The 22,428-nt window shown below is 54.7% G+C and carries 19 protein-coding genes; 8 read left to right on the top strand and 11 right to left on the bottom strand.

Annotated features, from left to right (window positions below):
- Nucleotides 1-115: 115 nt before the first annotated feature.
- The 3 genes from citR (at nucleotide 116) to OGY19_RS23035 (ending at nucleotide 3,005) form a co-directional block, all read left to right on the top strand.
- Nucleotides 116-1,057, top strand: coding sequence for a DNA-binding transcriptional repressor CitR (gene citR / locus OGY19_RS23045; RefSeq protein ID WP_286597276.1), 942 nt, complete (start codon nucleotides 116-118; stop codon nucleotides 1,055-1,057).
- A gap of 122 nt (nucleotides 1,058-1,179) precedes the next feature.
- Complete coding sequence (locus OGY19_RS23040; RefSeq protein WP_048212321.1) at nucleotides 1,180-2,403, top strand: phosphoadenosine phosphosulfate reductase; 1,224 nt, start codon at nucleotides 1,180-1,182, stop codon at nucleotides 2,401-2,403.
- Nucleotides 2,388-3,005, top strand: a complete 618-nt coding sequence (locus tag OGY19_RS23035) for an IbrB-like domain-containing protein (RefSeq protein ID WP_048212322.1) — start codon at nucleotides 2,388-2,390, stop codon at nucleotides 3,003-3,005. The genes OGY19_RS23040 and OGY19_RS23035 overlap by 16 nt, the downstream gene beginning before the upstream one ends.
- A 13-nt stretch (nucleotides 3,006-3,018) precedes the next feature.
- On the opposite strand, the gene OGY19_RS23030 is transcribed toward OGY19_RS23035, so the two are convergent.
- Nucleotides 3,019-4,179: a pyridoxal phosphate-dependent aminotransferase gene (locus OGY19_RS23030; protein WP_048212323.1), complete on the bottom strand. Its 1,161-nt coding sequence runs from the start codon at nucleotides 4,177-4,179 to the stop codon at nucleotides 3,019-3,021.
- A 132-nt stretch (nucleotides 4,180-4,311) separates the two neighbouring features.
- Between OGY19_RS23030 and OGY19_RS23025 the strand changes: the two genes are divergently transcribed.
- Nucleotides 4,312-5,400, top strand: a complete 1,089-nt coding sequence (locus OGY19_RS23025) for an oxidoreductase (protein WP_115600784.1) — start codon at nucleotides 4,312-4,314, stop codon at nucleotides 5,398-5,400.
- 98 nt (nucleotides 5,401-5,498) lie between these two features.
- On the opposite strand, the gene OGY19_RS23020 is transcribed toward OGY19_RS23025, so the two are convergent.
- The 7 genes from OGY19_RS23020 to entC form a co-directional block, all read right to left on the bottom strand.
- Complete coding sequence (locus OGY19_RS23020; RefSeq protein WP_006685574.1) at nucleotides 5,499-5,696, bottom strand: YbdD/YjiX family protein; 198 nt, start codon at nucleotides 5,694-5,696, stop codon at nucleotides 5,499-5,501.
- Nucleotides 5,697-5,759: 63 nt separating this feature from the next.
- The gene (gene cstA / locus OGY19_RS23015) at nucleotides 5,760-7,865 is read right to left on the bottom strand and encodes a pyruvate/proton symporter CstA (protein WP_016152202.1); all 2,106 of its coding nucleotides are present in this window, start codon (nucleotides 7,863-7,865) and stop codon (nucleotides 5,760-5,762) included.
- A 184-nt stretch (nucleotides 7,866-8,049) separates the two neighbouring features.
- Entirely contained in the window at nucleotides 8,050-8,463 is a 414-nt protein-coding gene (entH, locus tag OGY19_RS23010) for a proofreading thioesterase EntH (protein WP_048212612.1), read from the bottom strand.
- A 2-nt stretch (nucleotides 8,464-8,465) separates the two neighbouring features.
- Nucleotides 8,466-9,221, bottom strand: coding sequence for a 2,3-dihydro-2,3-dihydroxybenzoate dehydrogenase EntA (gene entA / locus OGY19_RS23005; RefSeq protein WP_048212325.1), 756 nt, complete (start codon nucleotides 9,219-9,221; stop codon nucleotides 8,466-8,468).
- Nucleotides 9,221-10,078 carry an isochorismatase gene (locus tag OGY19_RS23000; protein ID WP_115600785.1) on the bottom strand — a complete coding sequence of 286 codons (858 nt, stop codon included), beginning with the start codon at nucleotides 10,076-10,078 and terminating at the stop codon, nucleotides 9,221-9,223. Before OGY19_RS23000 ends, entA begins: the two co-directional genes overlap by 1 nt.
- Nucleotides 10,079-10,091: 13 nt before the next feature.
- Nucleotides 10,092-11,702: a (2,3-dihydroxybenzoyl)adenylate synthase EntE gene (entE, locus tag OGY19_RS22995; RefSeq protein WP_061067494.1), complete on the bottom strand. Its 1,611-nt coding sequence runs from the start codon at nucleotides 11,700-11,702 to the stop codon at nucleotides 10,092-10,094.
- A gap of 54 nt (nucleotides 11,703-11,756) precedes the next feature.
- Nucleotides 11,757-12,932, bottom strand: coding sequence for an isochorismate synthase EntC (gene entC / locus OGY19_RS22990; protein WP_115600786.1), 1,176 nt, complete (start codon nucleotides 12,930-12,932; stop codon nucleotides 11,757-11,759).
- A gap of 188 nt (nucleotides 12,933-13,120) precedes the next feature.
- Between entC and fepB the strand changes: the two genes are divergently transcribed.
- Entirely contained in the window at nucleotides 13,121-14,077 is a 957-nt protein-coding gene (fepB, locus tag OGY19_RS22985) for a Fe2+-enterobactin ABC transporter substrate-binding protein (RefSeq protein ID WP_048212329.1), read from the top strand.
- A gap of 61 nt (nucleotides 14,078-14,138) precedes the next feature.
- Here the strand turns inward: fepB and entS are convergent, their stop codons facing one another.
- On the bottom strand, nucleotides 14,139-15,374 hold the full coding sequence (entS, locus tag OGY19_RS22980) for an enterobactin transporter EntS (RefSeq protein WP_061067491.1): 1,236 nt from the start codon (nucleotides 15,372-15,374) through the stop codon (nucleotides 14,139-14,141).
- Between the two features lie 109 nt (nucleotides 15,375-15,483).
- Here entS and fepD point away from each other — a divergent pair, with 109 nt between their 5' ends.
- Genes fepD through fepC form a run of 3 tightly spaced genes read left to right on the top strand, consistent with a single transcriptional unit; the run spans nucleotide 15,484 to nucleotide 18,280 of the window.
- Nucleotides 15,484-16,491 carry a Fe(3+)-siderophore ABC transporter permease gene (gene fepD / locus OGY19_RS22975; protein ID WP_048212331.1) on the top strand — a complete coding sequence of 336 codons (1,008 nt, stop codon included), beginning with the start codon at nucleotides 15,484-15,486 and terminating at the stop codon, nucleotides 16,489-16,491.
- A complete protein-coding gene (gene fepG, locus OGY19_RS22970) occupies nucleotides 16,488-17,480 on the top strand; it encodes an iron-enterobactin ABC transporter permease (RefSeq protein ID WP_186336721.1) in 993 nt (330 codons plus the stop codon). Before fepD ends, fepG begins: the two co-directional genes overlap by 4 nt.
- On the top strand, nucleotides 17,477-18,280 hold the full coding sequence (fepC, locus tag OGY19_RS22965; protein WP_005123456.1) for an iron-enterobactin ABC transporter ATP-binding protein: 804 nt from the start codon (nucleotides 17,477-17,479) through the stop codon (nucleotides 18,278-18,280). The genes fepG and fepC overlap by 4 nt, the downstream gene beginning before the upstream one ends.
- Nucleotides 18,281-18,313: 33 nt before the next feature.
- Here fepC and entF read toward each other — a convergent pair whose 3' ends face one another.
- On the bottom strand, nucleotides 18,314-22,204 hold the full coding sequence (gene entF / locus OGY19_RS22960; RefSeq protein ID WP_115600788.1) for an enterobactin non-ribosomal peptide synthetase EntF: 3,891 nt from the start codon (nucleotides 22,202-22,204) through the stop codon (nucleotides 18,314-18,316).
- Nucleotides 22,201-22,419 carry an MbtH family protein gene (locus tag OGY19_RS22955; RefSeq protein ID WP_061067489.1) on the bottom strand — a complete coding sequence of 73 codons (219 nt, stop codon included), beginning with the start codon at nucleotides 22,417-22,419 and terminating at the stop codon, nucleotides 22,201-22,203. The genes entF and OGY19_RS22955 overlap by 4 nt, the downstream gene beginning before the upstream one ends.
- Nucleotides 22,420-22,428 lie beyond the last annotated feature (9 nt).

The following is a 22,428-nucleotide window of genomic DNA, read 5'->3' as shown; positions in this document are numbered from 1 at the left end:
TAAGTAGTAGTAAACTATTCATTAAGTTTTACATGTATATGAAACGATGATGCATTAAAACTCATACATAACAAAATGAAATATTTCACAACTAAACTAAAACAGGAATTAGCGTATGGCTAACCTTTACGACCTCAAAAAATTCGATCTGAACATGCTGGTTATTTTCGAGTGTATCTATCAGAATCTGAGCATAAGCAAAGCCGCCGAAACGCTGTTTATTACCCCCTCAGCCGTTAGCCAGTCGCTACAAAGGCTTCGCACTCAATTCAATGATCCTTTGTTTATTCGGGCAGGGAAAGGCATTACGCCTACCGTAACGGCGGTCAATCTACACCATCACCTTGAGAACAATCTCAACAGTCTGGAAGAAACAATAAATATCATGCACAGCTCCAGTCTGAAGAAAAAATTCGTCATTTACAGTCCGCAAATTATCAGCAATGCCTACATAAGTGAGTTAATTAAATCTATCAGGGAAGACAAATATGTTGAAATTGAACATCGTGATATTCTGATAACATCGGAAACCGCTGAAGACTTACTCGCCTACCGTAAAGCGGATGTTGTCATCACGACATCACCGATCGTTAACCGCTCAATTATATGCACCCCATTCAGGACAATTGAGACCGTATTGGTCTGTGGCAAAAACCACCCCAGAATAAATGAAAAAACAACGTTAAATGAAATACTGGAAGAACAGTTTTCGTGGTTTCTCTCTGACGATGCTGGTGTAAAAGAGTACCAGTCGGAAACAAATGCTTTTCTCGCCAATCGTAAAACTGGGTTCTCTAGTGATTCACTGATGTCAATTATCAACATTATATCCATTACAGATATCATTGGTTTCATTCCTAAATCAACCTTCGAATTATATTCATCATTATTCAATTTAAAGAAAATCAAAACAGATATTAAGCCACCATCAATGAATCTATTTTTAATGTACAACCGGGCCTCACTTAACAACAAAAACTTTGAGAATTCCATAACAAAAATAAACAAAAAAACCGAAAAAAACGACATATCAAAGAACCATACATACACTAAATAAAAAAATATTTTAAATACATTAAGTGAATATATTTAAAGGTTGCACGCTTCGTAAATTGGCATATCTTATTCAAAGTATACATTAGAGATGTTACTCTTTTATTCTTTCAGTATGGACTTGCTATGTCTGTTTACAAAATCCCTCTGAGTCAGAGCGTGCTGGAAGCCGCTCAGGAACGCATTACCTGGACTTTGGAAACACTGCCTCGCGTGTGCGTTTCACTGTCTGGAGGGAAAGACTCCGGGCTCATGATGCATCTCACCGCCACTCTTGCACGCCAGTTACATAAAAAAATAAGCGTATTGTTTATTGACTGGGAAGCCCAGTTCTCTTGTACTATCGACTATGTTGAAGCGCTACGAGAACACTATTCTGACGTTATAGAACGTTTTTATTGGGTAGCAATACCGCTCACCACCCAAAATTCTCTCTCACAATTTCAACCGGAATGGCAGTGTTGGGAACCCAATACACAATGGGTGCGGCAACCACCAGCAGATGCGATTACCGATCCCAGTTTCTTTCATTTCTACCAACCCGGCATGACCTTTGAACAATTCGTTCGTGAGTTCGCTGACTGGTTTTCAGAAAAACGTCCTGCGGCAATGATGGTGGGCATCCGTGCCGACGAGTCATATAACCGTTTTGTCGCCATTGCCCATTCACGTAAGCAACGTTTTGCCGATGACAAACCGTGGACTACCGCCGCACCGGGAGGACACACCTGGTATATCTATCCGGTGTATGACTGGAAAACAGCCGATATATGGACATGGTTTGCGAAAACAAAAATGCCATGCAACCCCCTGTATAACCTGATGTACCAGGCTGGCGTGCCAACACGATATATGCGCATTTGCGAACCCTTTGGCCCGGAACAACGCCAGGGACTGTGGCTGTATCATGTTATTGAGCCACAGCGATGGGCAGCCATGTGCACCCGGGTTAGCGGCGTTAAAAGCGGCGGAATATACGCCGGCCATGACAACCATTTTTACGGCCACCGGAAAATATTAAAACCTGAGCATTTAAGCTGGCAAGCGTACGCCATGCTGCTATTAGACAGCATGCCGCAACAGACCGCAGAGCACTACCGCAACAAAATCGCCGTCTATTTACAGTGGTACAAGAAAAAAGGGATCGATAATATTCCTCAAACCCAGGAAAACGATATTGGTTCTAAAGATATCCCCTCATGGAGACGGATCTGCAAAGTACTGCTGAATAATGACTACTGGTGTCGGGCACTCTCATTCAGTCCCACAAAAATGAAAAACTATCAGCGTTATAACGAACGTATGAAAACCAAACGCCAGGAATGGGGGATCTTATGCAACGACGACTAACTCAGGAACTCACCGGTTTTCTTTCTGGCCTTTCAGAAGAAGAACGAATTGAAGCAATCAATGAATTCAGGATGGCAATCCATAGCGTCAGCCCTTTCCGTGAAGAACCGGTAGACTGCGTTCTGTGGATCAAAAACAGCGCTATTTCGCCAAATGATTACAACCCAAATAACGTTGCGCCGCCGGAGAAAAAGCTACTGCTGAAATCCATTGAAGCCGATGGCTTCACACAACCGATCGTCGTGGTTCAATCAACCCCGGAAGAATATGAAATCGTCGACGGATTCCATCGACATGAAATCGGCAAAAACAAATCATCACTAAAATCACGCCTGAAAGGTTATCTGCCCGTTGCCTGTCTGCAACGCGGGCGTCATGAGCGCATGGCGGCGACAATCCGCCACAATCGTGCCCGTGGGCGGCATCAAATCCATGCTATGTCGGAAATCGTTCGTGAATTATCACAATTAGGCTGGAGCGAAGAGAAAATCGGTAAAGAACTGGGGATGGATAGCGACGAAGTCTTACGTCTGAAGCAAATCAACGGTCTGCAAGAGTTATTTGCCGACCGTCGATTCTCCAAAGCCTGGACGGTGAAGTAGCGAAATCGCGTCACTACAGCGTAACCAGGCGTTCTGCCGCTGCCAGCAGCGTCGATTCTTGCTTAGCAAAACACAGGCGAATCAGCTTATGTGGGAAAGGATCGGCGCAGAAAACGGACAGTGGTATCGCCGCCACGCCGACCTCTTTAGTCAGCCATTGGCAAAACGCCACATCGTTGAGATCAGAAACAGCACTGTAATCAATCAGTAAAAAGTACGTCCCTTCGCAGGGTAGTATTTCCAGCCGACTGTCACGCAGCGCATTCACCAGCACATCACGTTTTCTCTGATAAAACGCGGGCAGCTCACGGTAGTGCGTCGGATCTTCGCGCAGCATATCCGCCAGCGCCAGTTGTGCCGGCGTGTTGACCGAGAAGGTTAAATACTGATGGACCTTACGTAACTCCGCGCTGATAGCCGGTGGCGCAACACAATACCCCACTTTCCAGCCCGTCATATGATAGGTTTTGCCAAATGATGAAACGGCAACTGCACGCGCCCTTAGTTGCGGATGCGCCAGCACGCTGGCATGCCCATGCGTGGCAAAACAGATATGCTCGTAGACTTCGTCACTGACAACATAAATCTCATGCCGGTTAATGGCCTGCCATAACGCCTCAAAGTCCGCCTTCTGCCATACCGTAGCCGAGGGGTTATGCGGTGTATTTAGGATCACCAGCCGGGTGCGGTCACTGATTAGCGCAGCAAATTCCTGCCAGTCGACGCGAAAAGACGGCGGTTGCAGCGCGATGCGTTTAACCTCGCCGCCGGATAATTCAATCGCGGGCGCATAGCTGTCGTAGCTCGGGTCAAAACAGATCACCTCATCGCCAGGCCGTACCAGTGCCGTGATCGCGGCGTACAATGCTTCCGTTGCCCCCGCAGTAACGGTCACTTCGCTATTTGCGTCGGGTCTATAGCCGTACAACTGCGCGGTTTTATCCGCAATGGCCTCTCGCAGCGGCTGTACGCCCGTCATCGGCGCATACTGGTTTGCGCCATGCGCGACGTGATACGCCAGACGTTCTTGTAAAAAGAGTGGACCATCAAAATCAGGAAATCCCTGCGAGAGGTTAATGGCCTGGTGCTGCTGCGCCAGCGCGCTCATTTGCGTGAAAATAGTGGTGCCCAGATTAGGCAGTTTGCTTTTCGGAATCAGCGGGTTATTACTCATTATTGTTATCCCAGCGTGTAATGTTGTGGTTGAAGCCACTATAGCACGATGCTAGTATTTGGCAATCAAGACGTTCAGACGTCTATATAAAAATAACCTGCCTGGACAGGACAGCCAAAAGGACAACACAACATGAGTAATACCGAGATTCGCGTCGTCACCGGCCCGGCTAACTATTTTTCCCATCGCGGCAGCCTGTCGAGACTCAACGATTTTTTCACAAAGGATCAACTCTCACGCGCCGTCTGGGTATATGGTGAGCGCGCCATCAATGCAGCCCGGCCTTATCTGCCAGAGGCCTTTCATCTTGCCGAGGCTAAACACCTGCTGTTTACGGGACATTGCAGCGAAACCGATGTTACTCAACTGGCAAAAGAGTCGGGAGAGAATCGCAGCGTGGTGATTGGCGTGGGCGGCGGGACATTGCTCGACACCGCCAAAGCACTGGCGCGCCGCCTTGGTTTACCCTTTGTGACAATCCCAACCATTGCCGCCACCTGTGCTGCCTGGACGCCGCTGTCCGTGTGGTACAACGATGCAGGTCAGGCACTGCATTTCGAAATTTTCGATGATGCCAATTTTTTGGTACTGGTAGAGCCAGAGATCGTGCTTAATGCGCCAGACGCGTATTTGCTGGCTGGTATCGGGGACACGTTGGCGAAATGGTACGAAGCGGTTGTGCTCGCCCCACAGCCTGAAACCTTGCCGCTGACTGTACGTCTTGGCATCAACGGCGCATTGGCGATCCGCGACGTTCTCCTTCAGAGCAGCGAGCAGGCGCTGGCAGATAAGCAGCGTGGTGAACTGACCCGTGCGTTTTGCGACGTGGTGGATGCGATCATTGCTGGCGGTGGTATGGTTGGTGGTCTGGGCGAGCGCTACACCCGCGTGGCGGCGGCGCATTCTGTTCACAATGGCCTGACCGTCCTCCCGCAAACGGAGAAATTTTTACATGGCACCAAAGTAGCGTACGGCATACTGGTGCAGAGCGCGCTGTTGGGACAAGATGATGTGCTGGCGCAGTTAATTACCGCCTATCAGCGCTTCAATTTGCCAACCCGGTTGGCTCAACTGGAAGTGGACATCCAAAACCGCGCCGAAATCGATAAGGTGATTGCGCATACCCTGCGCCCGGTGGAGTCCATTCACGCGTTGCCGGTGAAGCTAACACCGGAAACACTGCGTGCGGCATTTGAGAAGGTAGAGACGTTTACGGTGTGACTATGGTGCAGGTTGCCTGATGGCGGCTTCGCCTTATCAGGCCTACGGCCAATGCAATGTTGTAGGCCGGATAAGCGTTAGCGCCATCCGGCAAAAAATCAACAGCACTTCGCGCCACCTTTGCCCCCATAGCGCGCATCCTGGCGCTCGCGGAAAAATTCTTCGTAGGTCATCGGCGTCTGATCCGGATGCGTGACGCGCATATGCTCAACATAGTTGTCGTAATCCGGCACACCGATCATTAACCGGGCGGTTTGGCCTAAATACTTTCCGGCTTTAGAGAGCGTTTCAAACATAGTGGTTTCCTGTCGTACAAACGCCCTCCCCGTTCAGGAGAGGGCTCATTGGTTAAGAGAATATTAGTGCGCGCCTTTCGCCTGCGCCACGATCTCTTCGACATTCTCAGGCATCGGCTCGTACGGCGTCTCTTTCGACGTTGGTTTGTCCTCTTTCAACGCTGCCAGTGCAGTTTTGATAGAGAACAGACCCAGCACCACCACGACCACCATGAAGAAAATGGTAAGCCCCGCATCCAGGCGGTTGTTAAATACCAGTTGCGTCAGCTGCGACTGGGTGTACTGCGCCGGAATGTTACCGCTGTCGATCATCGCCTGGAATTTGTTGGCGATAGCCAGGAAGCCGATTTTTGCATCCGGGCTAAACGCTTTCTGCCAGCCAGCGGTCAGGGTACAAATCAGCAGCCAGGCGGTTGGCACCAGCGCCACCCATGCGTAGCGTTGACGTTTCATCTTGAATAGCACCACCGCACAGAGCATCAGCGCCATACCGGCCAGCATCTGGTTGGCGATACCAAACAGCGGCCACAGGGTGTTAATACCGCCCAATGGATCCACCACGCCCTGGTGTAAGAAGTAACCCCAGGCCAGTACGCACAGCGCCGTCGCCAACAGGTTCGCTGGCAGCGAATCGGTACGTTTCAGCCCTGGTGACACCACGCCCAGCAGATCCTGCAGCATAAAGCGCGCGGCGCGCGTACCGGCGTCTACTGCCGTCAGAATAAACAGGGCTTCAAACAGAATGGCGAAGTGATACCAGAATGCCACATCCATCATGCCACCCAGCGCACCGTGCAGAATATACGCCATGCCCACCGCCAGCGTCGGCGCGCCGCCTGCGCGGGAGATAATGGATTGTTCGCCGACATCGTTCGCGATCTGATGCAGCGTATCAGGCGTGATAACAAAGCCCCAACTGCTCACGACCTGTGCCGCTGACGCAACCACATCGGTGGTTCCGGCAGGTGCCAGTACCGCCATCGGGCTGTTCATCGCAAAGTAGACGCCCGGATCGATAACACAGGCCGCTACCAGCGCCATAATGGCGACAAAGGATTCCATCAGCATCCCGCCATAGCCGATAAAACAGGCCTGACCTTCATTCGCCAGCATCTTCGGCGTGGTGCCGGAGGCAATCAGCGCGTGGAAACCAGAGACTGCGCCGCAGGCGATGGTAATAAACAGGAACGGGAACAGGTTACCGCTCCAGACCGGGCCGGTACCGTCAACAAACTTGGTCAACGCAGGCATGGTCAGCGTCGGGCGCATGATCAGGATCCCTACCGCCAGACCCACAATGGTGCCGATTTTCAGGAAGGTAGAAAGGTAATCGCGCGGTGCCAGCAGCAGCCAGACCGGCAGCACGGCAGCCACGAAACCGTAGCCCACCAGCATCCAGGTCAGCTGTACACCGGTAAAGTCAAAATAAGGGGCCCAGGTAGGACTCTCCGCCACCCAGCCACCGGAAATAATGGCAAATACCAGGAACACCAGACCGATGACCGACACTTCGCCAATGCGACCCGGGCGCAGATAACGCAGGTAAATCCCCATAAAAATCGCCAGCGGGATAGTGAACGCTACGGTGTAAGTTCCCCACGGGCTGTGGGTTAGCGCTTTCACGACAATCATCGCCAGTACCGCGAGGATAATCACCATGATCATAAAACAGGCCACCAGCGCAATGACGCCTGCCGTTGGGCCCATCTCTTCTTTCACCAGTTCGCCAAGGGAACGACCATCGCGACGGGTAGAAACAAACAGCACCATAAAGTCCTGCACCGCGCCGGCCAGCACTACCCCGGCGAGCAGCCAGATCATCCCTGGCAGATAGCCCATTTGCGCCGCCAGCACCGGTCCAACTAACGGACCCGCTCCGGCAATCGCTGCAAAATGGTGACCAAACAGTACTTTTTTATCGGTGGGAACATAGTCCAGACCGTCGTTATGACGCACGGCTGGCGTCATACGCGTCGGGTCCAGCGCCAGTACATTTTTCGCGATGTACAGGCCATAGAAACGGTAAGCGATAAGGTAGACACAGACCGACGCCACGACTATCCACAACGCGTTGATCTGTTCACCACGGTTTAATGCGATATAGCCGAGGGCAAATGCTCCCATTACGGAGAGCACTGTCCAGACGAGGTACTTCCCTGATTTATTCATAGTTGTTATCCGTTGTCCTATCCAGAGAGATGTTACATTTTGTTTCTATAACATCTTTTCTGGATTTAACAACCTGACAACCATGCAAACCCGAAGTATCACTGAGTATTTACATTGCATTGTTAACTAGATCACTTCATTTACCTGTTAACCCTGCAATTTCATTTTACTTTGCCGGGTGACTTCACCCCATCACCGCCGTGCCTAAACGGCAGGTGCAGCAGCGCCGCCCCTGTTCATCAAAGATGACGATTTCCCAGCTTTGATTCTGTCGCCCAAGATACAACGGCTGGCACACACCGCGCACTTTCCCCTGCGATACTGCGCGGTGATGCGTGGCGTTCAACTCAGTTCCCACCACACACTGCCCGTCTCGAGTCATCAGATAACCAGCCATTGACCCCAACGTTTCCGCCAGAGCCGCCGACGCGCCGCCGTGCAGCAAACCAAACGGCTGATGCGTACGCTCATCCACCGGCATTTCTGCTTCCAGCACATCATCACTCAGTCGGGTATAAACCATGCCCAGATGCGCCACCATGGTGTTCTGACTGGTGGCATTCAGTTCATCCAGCGTTAAATGACGTTTCCAGATCATCGTCATGCCCCCAGCGTGGAGCCGCCGTCCACCACAATATCCTGCAATGTAATGTGGCTGGCCAGATCGGAGGCGAGGAATAAAATCGTGTTGGCGATCTCCTGCGGCCGGGCGATTTTCCCCAACGGAATGCCGAGCTTAAACTGCTCGCCAAACCCTCGAATACGCTGCTGTTCCGCATCATCACTGACCCACAACGTACGCTGCATGTCGGTATCGGTCGAGCCTGGCGAAACCACATTGCAGCGCACGCCGCTGCCCGCCAGTTCAAGTCCCACGGTTAGCGCCAGGCTTTTCAGCGCGGCTTTTGACGCCCCATAAGCACTCATGCCGATACGCGGCGTGTGCGCCGCATCCGATGCGACGGTGACAATTGCCCCGCCCCGCTGGCGACGAAACTGCGCCATCGTCTGCTGAAACAAATTGAATGCTCCGCCCACGTTGACGGCAAAGGTTTGCTGCCAGTCCTCCACGCTCAGCGCGTCGGTTGGTCCCATACGCAGGATCCCTGCGGCGTTCACCAGTATGTCGAGACGCCCGGTATTCGCCAGCAAACGCTCGCATACCTGCGCCACCTGCTGCGCGTTCGCCACGTCCATCACCTCAGTGGCAAAGGGATACTCTGCCAGCGCGAACTCGCGGTCGAAGCCCGTAACCTGTGCCCCGGCATCAACAAACGCCAACGCCGTGGTGTAGCCAATGCCTTTTCCCGCGCCGGTTATCCAGACGGTTTTCCCTGTGAAGTCAAATCCGGCCATCACTTCACCTCGCGGGAGAGCAGCGTCCACCAGGCGTCAATGGTCGGTTTTTTCGCCAGCATCACAAAGTCGATATCGCCATGCACTTTCCGCCAACGGGCCGCCAGCGCCATCATACGTACTGAGTCCAGACCGTAATCGATTAAGTTTTCGTCATCCATTGGCTCTTCAGACTCATCGAGTAGCGGCAGAATCACGCTGCGCAGCGCATCTTTACTGTCCGGAACAGGTGTCGGCAGTAACTCCTGGGTCATCACCACGCGACCGGAACGCCCCGCCACGTATTTCAGTGACATCAGGTGTTCATCACGGCTAAAGTCCGCCAGCGCATCTGCGACCATAAACGGCTTAATATCACGCATGAAGGCATCAGTCGCGGTGGTCATGCAGCCAATATGCGCATACACGCCGGTGATGATCAGCTGGTTACGTCCAGTGTCTCTTAGCATCTGCTCCAGCGGTGAACGATGAAACGCGCTGTAACGCCATTTAACCAGAATGGTATCCGCTTCGTCCGGTGCCAGCGCATCGACGATTTTTTGCTGTTCAGGCGAGCGCGTCAGGCCGGGTCCCCACATATCGTTCAACAACGCACGGTCTTCATCGCTTTGTTCTTTCGGCTGCGCAGTGTAATAGACCGGAATATTATGTGCTTTACAGTACTGACGCAGCGCGGCGATGTTGGCCACTACCTGTTCCATCATCGGGCAGTTCTCGCCCCAAAAGCCGATAAAATAGTCCTGCATGTCGTGGATTAGCAGCGCGGCGCGTTCTGGTTCAAATGCCCAGTCAACTTTATTTGCCGGAACATCAAGCGCCGTTGGCAGCGCATAAGCCTGCAGTTTAGGGATTGCCATTTCTTCTTCTCCTTCAGGCCGGTGAACGTGATGCCAGCCACTGACGTAATTGTTTTTTATCCACTTTGCCTACCGGGGTCAGCGGCAATGACTCAACGCACTCGACACGGTCCGGCAATTTGAATTCCGCCACGCCCTGTTCGCGCAGAAAACGACGCACCTGTACCGCGCGCAGCGGCTCTTTCACCACCAGGCAGGCGCAGCTTTTCTCGCCCATCAGTTCGTCATCCACACTGACCAATGCCGCATGAATCACCGCCGGATGGCGCAGTAACAAGTTTTCGATTTCTTCGGCAGCGATCTTCTCCCCGCCGCGGTTAATCTGATCTTTCTCGCGCCCCTGCACGGTGATGTAACCATCCCGATCGATGGCGATCAGATCACCAGAGCAATAGAATCCGTTAGCATCAAACGCGCTGGCATTGTGTTCAGGGCTATTGAAGTAACCCCGGAAGGTGTACGGGCCACGCGTCATCAGGCGTCCGGTCTCGCCCTGTGGTAAAGGATTACCGTCAGCGTCTGCCACCCAAACCTCATCGTCAGGGCACATCGGACGGCCCTGGGTATTGATGATGCGCTCGGGACTGTCGTCCAGACGGGTGTAGTTCACCAGCCCTTCCGCCATACCGAAGACCTGCTGCAACTGGCAGCCTATTTCCGCCGGAATGCGAGCGGCAAGCGAAGCCGAAAGCCGCGCGCCTCCCACCTGCAACAGTTTCAGCGAAGCCAGTTGTGCGTTACTGCCCCACTCCTGAATTGCCTGCAGCCACAAACTCACCGCTGGCGGTACCAACGCCGTAACGTTTACCTGATGCTGTTCAATCAACGGAAAGCACAACGTCGCGCTCGGGTCTGCCGCCAGCACCACTGTTCCACCCGCGAGGAAAACGCCCAGCGCGCCAGGCGAACTCATGGCGTAGTTATGCGCCGCTGGAATAGCGCACAGATAGCGCGTTTCTCCAGTGAAATGGCAAATCTCGTTGCTGCGGCGCACGCTGTAGTAGTAATCATTGTGGGTACGCGGGATCAGCTTTGGCGTCCCGGTCGTGCCGCCGGAAAGCTGGAAATACGCCACTTCATCGGCAGGCGATGGCGTGGCGGTAAACGCCGTTGCGGGTTGGCTTATAGCCGTTTGCAGATTGTGTTCGCCGTCATCATTGAGCAACTGGACCACGCGCACTGAATTGTGTTCGGCAACAAAGGTATTCAGAAACTCGTCGTCACTGAATAACGCATGCTGGCGATCGGCAATCAGTAACGCCGGTTTAATTTGCGCTGCGTAGGCGTTGAGTTCGTTACGCTGATGGCTAAACAGTGCCAATACGGGAGCCACGCCCAGTTTGAGCAGTGCGAAGAAAGTGATATACAGCTCAGCCACGTTGCCTAACTGCACCAGTGCGGTCTCGCCGGATTTGATCCCCTGACAACGCAGGCTACAGGCAAGATTATCCGTCGCCTGATTTAACTGGCGGTAGCTAAGATGGCGTTCCCCGTCAATCACCGCCGTCTGGTCGCAATCGGCGTGGCGGGTCAGAATGTCGGTCAGCGGCAAATCCTGCCAGTAGCCTTTTTCACGGTAGCGGCGGGCAAACTCTTCCGGCCAACGGGTGAAAGGAATACTCATTATTGCTCCTTAGAGCCTGTCGATAAGGCCTGAATAGCCTGGTAGACCAGGCGCTTAATGCAGTCCAAAAACATTCAACATGGTGGATAGCTTGGCACCTGTTTCACGCCACTCCGCAATCGGTGACGAGGCGGGTACAATGCCGGCTCCGGCGAAAAAACGTACCTGATTACGCAGCAGTTTCGCACAGCGGATCGTCACGACCCATTCGCCGTTGCCCTGCGAATCACACCAGCCAACAATGCCGCCGAAAAGTTCGCGATCGAACGGTTCCAGTTCGGCGATAAGTTTACGTGCGACCTGATGCGGGAAGCCACTTAGCGCCGGTGTTGGATGCAGCAGACAAGCCAGCGTCAGTGCGTTTTCCTGGGCATTGGCTTTACCTTCAAACGGGGTACCGAGATGCCAGAGCGTGGGCGTGGTGACCAGTTGCGGAGACGAAGGAAGTTGCAACTCGCTGCTGCGATCGCGCAGAACCGCTTTCATCGCCTGGGTGACCAGTTCGTGTTCATGGCGATCTTTCTCGGAAGCTAACAGACGGATCCCAGCCTCCCGGTCCAGAACATCGTCCGGTTGGCGACGCGCAGATCCCGCCAGCGGCAGCGAACTGAAATGGTCGCCTTCTTTGCGTAACAGCAATTCCGGGCTGGCGCCGATCAGTACACCGCCATCGTCGATGGGCACATGGAAGTTGTAGCTTGCCGGGTTTTGCGCTACCAGCCGCTCCAGCAGCGCACCACTGTCGATATTGGCGTCGGCGGTCACATCAATCAGGCGAGACAGCACCACTTTGTCGACTTCCGGGGTTGACGTCAGCGCCGCTGCTCTGGCGACCATATCTTCGAAAAAATCCTGCTCAGGAATCGATTTACGCTCAACGACATTCAGCGACTGATGGGCAGTAAAGTAACGTGCTGATTGCTGCTTTGCCGTGCGTGAGAAGCTTTGCCATGATTTAGGAATAAACAGCGACGAGGGCTGGCGGGTGTCAAAGGGAATGGCCCCTACCATAATGGGGTTTGCGATGCCCTGCGATTTGGCCTGCGCAAACAGTGCGTGCATTTTCTGTTGGAAAGGGCTGTCTGGTGAATCACCATCAATTGCCGGTTCCGCATAGCGGGCGAAGCATCCTGACGTCGTAAAACTACGATACGGCGACATAAAGAAAAAACTGTCGGGAGCGAGAGTTGCCATAGTCTGCGTTTTTTCCTCGGCCAGTGACGTGTCCATATCATCCTCCATAAAATGATAAAGGCTTTAATAATGATTATCATTTATATTTTCGGTCGCTAACCTAAAAGCAAAGCGTCAGTATGTCAACTCTTGTGGTAACACAATGTGCGACTTAGGCTTGCATCCCTGACGCGTAACAATGAAAATGAGAAGCATTAACCACATTGATAACAGGAAGCTTATTTGTGAGATTTTCCGCGTTTTACCGCACTGCGCTGTTACTGGTTGGACTCGTTATTTCAGGAATTTCTTTAAGCCATGCCGCTGACTGGCCACGCCAGGTTACCGACAGCCGCGGCACGCACACGCTGGAACATAAGCCACTGCGCATTGTGTCCACCAGCGTCACGCTCACCGGTTCTCTGCTCGCTATTGATGCGCCCATCATTGCCAGCGGTGCCACGACACCGAATAACCGTATTGGTGACGCTCAGGGCTTTTTACGCCAGTGGAGCGACGTCGCCAAAGAACGCAAACTGAGCCGCCTGTATATTGGCGAGCCGAGCGCCGAAGCCGTTGCAGCACAAATGCCGGATCTGATTCTGGTCAGCGCCACCGGGGGAGATTCCGCGCTTGCACTGTACGATCAACTGTCCACCATAGCCCCTACGCTTATCATTAATTACGACGACAAAAGCTGGCAGTCACTGCTGACACAATTAGGTGAAATCACCGGGCAGGAGCAACAGGCAGCGGCGCGTATTGCTGAGTTTGATAAGCAACTGCTCGCGGTAAAGCAACGTATCACCCTGCCGCCACAGCCAGTCAGTGCGCTGGTGTATACCGCAGCCGCACACAGCGCCAACCTGTGGACGCCGGAGTCCGCGCAAGGCAAGCTGATGGAACAGCTCGGTTTCACGCTGGCACCACTACCTGCCGGACTACATACCAGCCAGAGCCAGGGTAAACGTCACGATATTATCCAGCTTGGTGGTGAAAACCTGGCGGCGGGTCTGAATGGCGAAGCGCTGTTCCTGTTTGCAGGCGACAGCAAAGATGCCGATGCGATTTACGCTAATCCACTGCTGGCGCATCTGCCTGCTGTGCAAAACAAACGCGTTTATGCGCTGGGTACGGAAACCTTCCGTCTCGACTACTACAGCGCAACGCTGCTGCTGCAACGTCTGTCGGCTCTGTTTTAATGGTCAGTGCCGGATGCGGCTAACGCCTTATCCGGCCTACAATCCGTAGAGCATAACGCGATCAGACATTCACGGGAACTTGCCGGAATCGGCGCACTTCTCCCAACAACAGCAGCAGTAAAAGACCGACAATCACCAGCCCAAACCCACTGACGCTTGCCGAGGCCGCAGGCGTCATCATCGCCCCCAGCCCCCCTAACAGCGCCGCGCCAATCGCATCGCCGGTGACGTTCTGTGCGGTCCACAAACCGTTAATTCGCCCGAGCATCGCTTCCGGCGTCTGCGTCTGTAACAGGGTGTACTGCAACAAAGAACTGACCGCACTCAGCCAGCCAAACAGCGCCAGACAAACCACACCAAGCTGCCAGACCGGCATCAAGCCAAACAGACCGATAGCCAGGAAAGAGGCCACAGTTGATGCCAGCATAATCAGACCCGGACGCACGCTGTGTGCCAGTTGCCCACTGGTTAAAGCCCCGATGGCCGCGCCCAGGGGAATAGCCGCATACAGTAACCCAATCTGTGCGCTCGACATCTGCCAGTTTATCGCCAGCGCCGGATACAGCACGCGCACGGCGCTCGCCATGGTCAACAGACCGCCAAGCAGCGCAATGCCGCCAATCAGCGGGCTGGCAAGCAGAAAGCGAAATGCTGCCAGCAGCGATTTCAGAGGATGCTCGCGCGGCTGCGGCGGAGGCGGTAATGCGGGAAGGCTCAACAACGGCAGCAAGGTAATAAATGTACCCGCCGCCGCCAGGCCGTAGTTCCAGGCCACGCCACCGGTCGCCAGCAACACCCCACCAAGCATTGGCGAAATCACCGATCCCAGACGCACAGTCAGCATGGTAATCGCCCCGGCCTGCATCAGATTTTCACGCCCGACCAGCGCCGGCGTCGCCGCCAGCAACGCAGTGACACCCAGCGAGGCGAAAAAGCCATCCCATAAACCAAGAACATAGATAGCCAGCAACGACGGTTCGGGCAGCAGCGCGTTCAGACACAGGCCAATAAAACCGATCCCACAGGTTCCGCGAGCCAGCAGGATCACCTTTTTGCGCTCATAGCGATCGGCCAGTACGCCGCCCACCATCAGACCAATAAACATGGCGCTCCCGGTCAGCGTAACCGACAAACCGACCTGCCAGGTCGACTGCGTCATCATCTGGATCTGTACCGGGACCGCAACCCCCAATAGCCCCAGAGAGACAATGGAAATAAAACGGGCGAGGAAGACGGCGCGAAATGCAGGATGGGTCTTTAACAGGCTGAGATTAAGCAGCCAGGATTGTCGATTCATTACAGAGCCTTACCAGGTACTTTTTCAATATCCATTCAATGGCTGCACATGCTAACATATCCAAATAAGATCGATAACGATAATTACTATCATTATCAGGGAAGTTGATATGTCATGCTCTATTTCCGTGACACGCGCCTTCGCCGTGCCCGGACTGTTGTTACTACTTGTTCTCACCACGGCATTAAGTCTGGTTATTGGCGCAAAGTCGCTGCCCACCTCCGTGGTATTTGATGCACTCACCGGCAGTTGTCAAAGCGCCGATTGCACCATCGTGCTGGACGCGCGACTCCCGCGTACGCTGGCAGGGCTCCTCGCAGGTGGTGCACTGGGCCTGGCGGGTGCGCTGATGCAAACGCTCACGCGAAACCCTCTCGCCGATCCCGGTATTCTGGGCGTCAACTCTGGTGCCAGCTTTGCTATTGTGCTGGGGGCCGCACTGTTCGGCTTCTCCTCTGCGCAAGAACAACTGCTGATGGCTTTTGCCGGTGCGCTGGTCGCATCGCTGATCGTGGCATTTACCGGCAGTCAGGGCGGCGGGCAGCTCAGCCCGGTACGTCTGACATTGGCCGGTGTTGCGCTGGGTGCTGTTCTGGAAGGATTATCCACAGGCATCGCCCTGCTCAACCCGGACGTCTACGACCAGTTGCGTTTCTGGCAAGCCGGTTCACTGGATATCCGCAGCCTGCAGACGCTGAAAGTCGTGCTGATCCCGGTCCTGATGGCCGGTGCTGTCGCGCTGTTCCTCAGCCGTGCTCTGAATAGCCTCAGTCTGGGAAGCGACACCGCAACGGCGTTGGGGAGCAAAGTTGCGCGTACCCAGTTTATTGGCCTGTTGGTGATTACCGTACTGTGCGGAAGTGCGACCGCCATCGTCGGCCCTATAGCCTTTATCGGCCTGATGATGCCGCATATGGCACGCTGGCTGGTGGGCGCAGATCATCGCTGGTCGCTGCCCGTCACTCTGCTGGCCACCCCTTCTCTGCTGTTGATTGCCGATATCATCGGTCGTCTGATTGTGCCCGGCGAGCTGCGCGTCTCGGTCGTCAGCGCGTTTATCGGCGCGCCGGTGCTTATCTTTCTGGTACGCCGTAAATCACGCGGGGGTGGCGCATGATGCACCTCTCCCGTCGCCTGATTGTCAGTTGTCTGCTGCTGGTCGTCGGTTGCCTGGCCGTTGGATTGTGGAGCCTGCGTAGCGGTGCCGTTATGCTCGAGACCCCGCAAATTATTGCCGCCCTGTTCGGTGATGCACCGCGTAGCATTACTCTGGTGGTGACCGAGTGGCGATTACCACGCGTGTTGATGGCGCTGCTGATTGGCGCGGCGCTGGGCGTTAGCGGCGCGATATTCCAGTCATTGATGCGTAACCCGCTGGGTAGCCCGGACGTGATGGGCTTCAATACCGGTGCCTGGAGCGGCGTACTGGTGGCAATGGTGCTGTTTGGTCAGCATCTTACCGCCATCGCGCTGGCGGCAATGCTCGGCGGGATCCTGACTTCGCTGGTGGTCTGGGCGCTGGCCTGGCGCAACGGCATCGACACCTTCCGGCTGATCATCATCGGGATCGGCATTCGCGCTATGCTGGTGGCCTTCAACACCTGGCTGCTGCTGAAGGCGTCCTTAGAAACCGCGCTGACCGCCGGGCTGTGGAACGCCGGATCGCTCAACGGTCTGACCTGGGCGAAGACCTGGCCTTCTGCGCCGCTGATTATCGTGATGCTGGGGTGCGCCGCGCTGTTGGTACGCCGCCTGCGTTTACTGGAAATGGGTGATGACAGCGCCTGCGCGCTTGGAGTCAGCGTAGAGCGTTCACGTTTAATGATGATGCTGGTCGCCGTGGTGTTGACCGCTGCGGCCACCGCGCTGGCAGGACCTATCTCGTTTATTGCTCTTGTCGCCCCACACATCGCGCGGCGGATTAGCGGCACGGCACGTTGGGGATTAACGCAGTCGGCGCTGTGCGGCGCCCTGCTACTGCTGATGGCCGATTTATGCGCTCAGCAGCTATTTATGCCTTATCAGCTTCCGGTTGGCGTTGTCACCGTAAGCCTCGGCGGTATTTACCTTATCGTCTTGTTAATTCAGGAGTCCCGCAAAAAATGACCGAATCAGTAGCCCGTTTGCGTGGCGACCAGTTAACGCTGGGTTATGGCAAGTTTACCGTGGCAGAAAACCTTAATGTCTCGATCCCCGATGGTCACTTCACTGCCATTATTGGCCCCAACGGTTGTGGAAAATCCACGCTGCTACGTACATTGAGTCGTCTGATGACGCCCGCGCACGGCAAAGTCTGGCTCGATGGCGAACATATTCAACATTACCCCAGTAAAGAGGTCGCACGCAGAATTGGTCTGCTGGCGCAAAATGCCACCACGCCGGGCGATATTACCGTGCAGGAGCTGGTTGCTCGTGGGCGTTATCCACATCAACCTTTATTTACCCGCTGGCGTAAAGAAGATGAAATCGCGGTAACCCACGCGATGCAGGCCACGGGGATCACGCATCTGGCGGCGCAAAGTGTGGATACCCTCTCCGGCGGTCAACGCCAACGCGCGTGGATAGCGATGGTACTGGCACAAGAAACGTCGATTATGCTGCTCGACGAACCGACCACCTGGCTGGATATCAGCCATCAGATTGATCTGCTGGAGCTGTTGAGTGAGCTAAACCGGGAGAAAGGTTACACGCTGGCCGCCGTTCTGCACGACCTGAATCAGGCGTGTCGCTATGCCACCCATCTGATTGCACTTCGTGATGGAAAGATCGTCGCCGAGGGTGCGCCGAAAGAGATTGTCACGGCAGAGCTCATTGAAAAAATCTATGGGCTGCGGTGTATGATTATCGACGATCCGGTTGCCGGAACGCCGTTAGTGGTTCCGTTAGGACGCACTGCAAACAGGTAAATCGTGCCACCTCCGCAGAGGTGGCGAGTCTATTTATTGGATATCGCTGAGCAAGTCACGCATGACTGGCCCAATCTTCTCGAAAGCCATTGGCGTAATGATATCAACGTGCGCGCAGTCCTGGCGATAAACATCCAGACTGGAAATCCACGGCGACCAACTGCGTTCCGGGCTGACTCCCGGCGGTAACGTGCGTTCAGCAACAAACAGCGTCGCGTGTCCCGCAAAAGGTACGCTATGTGCCGTACTCAGCAGTCGAACCGCATCGGCGTAGTTACCTTCAATGGCGCTAAACAATGCGTCGGATGCATTGCCCTGCTGAGCAGTCAGAAACGCCTCCCGCTCACGATCAATTTCCGCCAACACTTCCGGGTCGAGTCCATTGGCCTCTTTTTCCGACCAATTTTGCGTTTCCGGCGGCCAGGTATCCAGCAGGCCGAGAAACGCGACCGTTTCTCCACGCGCGTGTAATCGGGCAGCAATGCCCTGCGCCAGCGTACCGCCCAACGAGTACCCAATCAGATAATAAGGCCCATGAGGTTGCTGACGAAGTAACGTTGCCAGGTGCTGTTCGCACACCGCATCCAGGTTTTCTGCTGTCTGCATCGGGCCATCCGGTCGCGGTGACTGGATACCCATAATCGACCACTGTGGAGGAAGATAGCGTGACAACACGCTAAACTGCCAGGCGAAACCCGATGCCGGATGGAAGCAGAACAGCACAGGACCATCGCTTTCACGCAGCGGCAGCAGCGTTTCAAATCCCAGCCGTTGCGACTGCTCGTCATCATTGCTATCCAGCAATGCGCTGAGCTGTTCGACGGTCGAGGCCACCATAATCTGCCCAGGCGTTACCTGGCGCGCAAAAATGCGGCTCAACTGCGCGGCCAGCTTCATCGCCAGCAGCGAATGCCCGCCAAGCGCAAAGAAATCCGCTTCAACATCATTGACCTCGCAGCCCAGCAAGGCCGTGAACGCCTGAGCAATCGTAGTTTCAGTCCCTGCTCGCGGCGCCCGCCCTTCCTGACGTGACGTCAGTTGTGGCATTGGTAACGCTTTACGATCCAGCTTGCCGTTGGCGCTGAGCGGGAGCTCCGCCAGTTGCAGCAGCACTGTCGGTACCATATGTGCAGGCAGGGTTGCGCGCAGACTCTCGCGCAATGCCGAAATATCCAGCGGTAAACCCGATTGTGACACCAGATAGCCCACTAACTGGCGCGCATCGCCGCCTGTCGCTACCGCCTGATTGAATACGCAGGCATGGGCAACAGCATGCTCCACATCTGGTAGTTGTTGCATCACCCGATCAATCTCGCCCAGTTCAATACGCTGCCCACGAATTTTTAGCTGGTCATCACTGCGCCCAAGATATTCCACCGCACCATTTTCCAGCCAGCGCGCCACGTCTCCGGTACGATACATACGTTCGCCTGGGCTAAAGGGATCGGCAACAAAACGGCTCGCCGTCAGATCCGGACGCCCCAGATAACCTTGCGCCAGTTGGATCCCTGTCAGGTACAGGTCACCGGCGACACCAATGGGCACTGGACGCATCATGGCATCGAGGATCCGCAAACCGGTGTTCCAGACCGGATAGCCGATGGGTACGCTGTTGCCGGTTACGGCAGCGAGCTCCTCACCCCAGGCTGGATACCAGCTTACATCTACCGCAGCCTCGGTTGGCCCATACAAATTGTGCAGCGGCGCGTGGGTCAGTTGCTCCCATTCGCGGCACAATTCTGCCGGCAGCGCTTCACCGCTACAAAACACCTGTTTCAACGTGGAGCAGCTTTCCCGCGCCGTTTCTGGCGTCAGTGAGCTCACAAATGCCGCCAGCATCGACGGTACAAAGTGCGTTGTCGTCACCCCAAACGTCGCGAAGAACTGTTGCATCGCCAGCGGGTCACGATGTGCCTCTGGTTCAGCCATCACCAGTTTTGCGCCGGCAATGAAAGGCCAGAAAAATTCCCAGACCGAAACATCAAAACTGCATGGCGTTTTTTGCGCCACCACATCGTCGGCCGTCAGCGGATAGTGATTCTGCATCCATAGCAGACGGTTAACGATTGCGGTTTGCCCCACCATCACTCCTTTTGGTCTGCCCGTCGATCCGGAAGTGAAGATGATATAGGCCGTATGATTTGGTCGTGATAAAGCGAATGGTGTGTCATCTTGCTCTGGCAGCGGAGCGGTGTAGCACAGGCTTTCCAGCCCAGGGATACCGCTAAAACGAACCCGTTGTTCATCAGTGGTGATAAGCAACGTAGGTTTGGCGTCTTCCAGCATCATCCGCAGACGATCGTCCGGATATCCGGTATCCAGCGGTAACCAGGCTGCCCCCGCTTCGACGATGCCGTGCAGCGCCAGCGTCAGGAAAACGGAGCGCGGTAAGGCAACCGCCACGCTGTCCCCCGGGCGCACACCGCGTTCGCGCAGCAGTTTTGCCAGTGCCACCACCTGCTGACGCATTTCGCGATAGCTAAACTGATAGCGGGCATCGGCCAGCGCCGGGGCATCCGGTGTTTTATCGGCCTGTTGCGCCACCAGCGCGCTCAGCGTAGTGGACGGGATCTCCACGCTCGTGTCGTTAATCTTCGCCAGCCGCTCATGTTCTGTCGGCAACAACATTTCGGCGTCGCCGCAGCATAGCGATGGATTGTCGGCAAACTGCTCGATAAGCGCGATTAAACGCGAGGCATGCTGCGCCAACGTAGCGGCGTCATATCGCTGCTTATTCGCCAGAATTTCAATGCTCAGCCCACCGTTTTCATCCGGGAACAGCGCCAGCTCCAGATCGTTCACCGGTCCTGTCGCCAGCGTATGGGTGTGCGCCTGTACGCCGGGAATATTCAGCTGATAATCGAATATTTTCACGTTCAGTACCGGGCCAAACAGTGGCTCAGCCCCGGCCGCACGCCCGCTGTCACGGACAATTTGTTCGGCATCATAGCGCTGATGTCGGCGCATTTTCTTCATCTGCCCGGCCAGCCGTTGCGCAAGCGCAGGGAGACTTTCTGCTGCATCAAGTCTCACGCCAAAGGGCAGGACATTTAACACCGGTCCGGTAGCGGTAAGCGCAGCTGATCCCATACGGCGCATAAAGATAAACCCGGCAGCATAGTCCATTCGGCTGCATAAACGACCGAGCCACAATGCAACCAACGCCAGCGCCAGATCCGCACGCTGAACATCTGGCATACGTGACGCAAGCTGGCGGAATGAACCTTCAGGTGCAGTTAACTTCATGCGAATAATATCCGCGCTGGCTGAGCGACCTGGCAGCGGTTTGTTCGACAATGAAGCCGGCGGCGGCAGTTGTTGGCGTTGCTCAGCCCAGAATGCGCTATCACGTTGCCAGGCATCGCTTTGACGATACTGTTGATACTCTTCCACGACCTCGGCAAACGGCGTAAATGGCGAGGCTGGAGTGGATTCACCGCGCAGCCACGCTGTGTAAATTGCAGCAATCTGGCGAGTAATAGCCGGGAAACTAAAGCCATCAACCAGTAAGTGATGATAGCGCTGATACCAGTACCAGCGTTTATCTCCCACCTGAATGAGCAGATGGAAGACCAGCGGCTTGCCACCGTCAGCGCGCAGATCCTGTTGCAGATCCGCCCGCATCAACGCACGTGCCGCCTCGTGCGGACTGGATTCATTGCGTAAATCGAGAATGTCAGGTTCAGCAAAGGTGAGCGTAGGATCAACCCATTGCCAGATTTCACCGTTATCCTCAGTGAACTGCATCCGCAGGGTATCCGCATGCTCCAGACCAGCCACGACTGCCTTTGCCAGCAGTGGTGCATTCAGTTCACCGGTTAATTCGACATAGTGTGCAACGCTCCACGCCGAGGGCAATGTGGAGAGCTTTTCTGCCATCCAGATCCCCGGCTGGGCCGCAACTAAAGGTAAGCGCTGAGTCATTGCGCCTCCTGTACATCGACATAGTTCGCTGGCGTCAGCGTGGTCCAGTTCGCATCCAGCCATTGCTGGCAGACTTCCTGCGACTGCGGTTCGCACACAACCGTCCAGCCAGCAGGAAGTGAGCACTGCTGAGGCCAAAGGCTGAATTGACGTTGTGGGTTTTGCAGAATGTAAAACTGTCCCTGCGGGTTATCGAAGGGGTTACTGAATTCCATACTCAACTC

This window comes from Citrobacter sp. Cy070 (assembly GCF_030332245.1).
Lineage (GTDB): Bacteria > Pseudomonadota > Gammaproteobacteria > Enterobacterales > Enterobacteriaceae > Citrobacter > Citrobacter youngae.
This window is presented reverse-complemented; position numbering and strand designations above follow the sequence as displayed.